The organism is Parafrankia sp. Ea1.12 (assembly GCF_900465275.1).
Taxonomy (GTDB): Bacteria; Actinomycetota; Actinomycetes; order Frankiales; family Frankiaceae; genus Parafrankia; species Parafrankia soli.
In genome coordinates, this window is sequence record NZ_UBIZ01000705.1 from 1 (window position 1) to 1230 (window position 1230).

Annotated in this window: 1 protein-coding gene and 1 pseudogene; both read left to right on the forward strand. The window is 73.7% G+C overall.

Going from position 1 to position 1230, the window contains the following annotated elements:
* Window positions 1-893, forward strand: an 893-nt coding sequence (locus tag FMEAI12_RS35775) for a PLP-dependent transferase (RefSeq protein ID WP_112109415.1), incomplete at its 5' end; no start/stop codon positions are given.
* Window positions 890-1230, forward strand: a pseudogene (locus FMEAI12_RS35780) (homoserine O-acetyltransferase); the annotation flags it as partial. The gene FMEAI12_RS35775 and the pseudogene FMEAI12_RS35780, both read left to right, overlap by 4 nt.

The following is a 1230-nucleotide window of genomic DNA, read 5'->3' on the forward strand; positions in this document are numbered from 1 at the left end:
ACCCGGACGACCTTGACGCCTGGCGGGCCGCGGTACGCCCCGAGACGCGGGCCTTCTACGGCGAGACGATCGGCAACCCGCGCGGGGACGTCTTCGACACCGAGGGCGTCGCGGCCGTCGCGCACGAGGCCGGGATACCTCTGATCATCGACAACACCCTGGCGACGCCCTACCTGTACCGGCCGTTCGAGCACGGCGCCGACATCGTGCTGCACTCGGCCACGAAGTTCATCGGCGGCCACGGCACCTCGATCGGCGGGATCATCGTCGACAGCGGCCGGTTCGACTACGGCGCCAGCGGGCGGTTCGCGAACTTCACCACCCCCGACCCGAGCTACCACGGCCTGGTCTACTGGGACGCCCTCGGTCACGGCAGCTACATCGCCAAGGCCCGGGTGCAGCTCCTGCGCGACCTCGGCCCGGCCGTCGCGCCGCTCAACTCCTTCCTGTTCCTGCAGGGCCTGGAGACGCTGTCACTGCGGATGGAGCGGCACAGCGCCAACGCCCAGCGGGTCGCCGAGTGGCTGCGGGCGCGCGACGAGGTGAGCTGGGTCGCCTACCCGAAGCTGGCCGGTTCGCCGTGGTACGAGCGGGCGAGCCGGGTCCTGCCCCGCGGCGCGGGCGCCGTGCTGGCGTTCGGTATCGAGGGCGGTGCGGCGGCGGGCCGGAAGTTCGTCGAGGGCCTGGAGCTGTTCAGCCACCTCGCCAACATCGGCGACGTCCGCTCGCTGGTCATCCACCCGGCGACGACCACCCACTCGCAGCTCACCGACGCCGAACAGGCGGCGACCGGGGTCACCCCCGACCTGATCCGGCTGTCGGTGGGCATCGAGGGCATCGACGACATCCTCGCCGACCTCGACGCGGGCTTCCGGGCCGCGAAGTCCGGATGACCGACCAGCGTCAGGACGCCGCACCCGCCAGCCAGCCGGCGCCGCCACCCCGGCCACCGTCGGGTCCGCGGCCGGCACCGCCGTCGCCGTCGCCGTCGCCGTCGCCGTCGCCGCCGGCGTCGGCGGCGTGGCGCCCCGGCGACCCGGTGGGAGATCGCCGGTTCGTCAGGTCGGCCGGCCCGCTGACCCTGGAACGCGGTGGTTCGCTGCCCGAGGTGACGATCGCCTACGAGACGTGGGGCACGCTCGCGCCCGACGCGGGTAACGCCGTGCTGGTGCTGCACGCGCTCACCGGCGACAGTCACGCCGCCGGCGGCGTGACTGTCGCCGGTGAGCG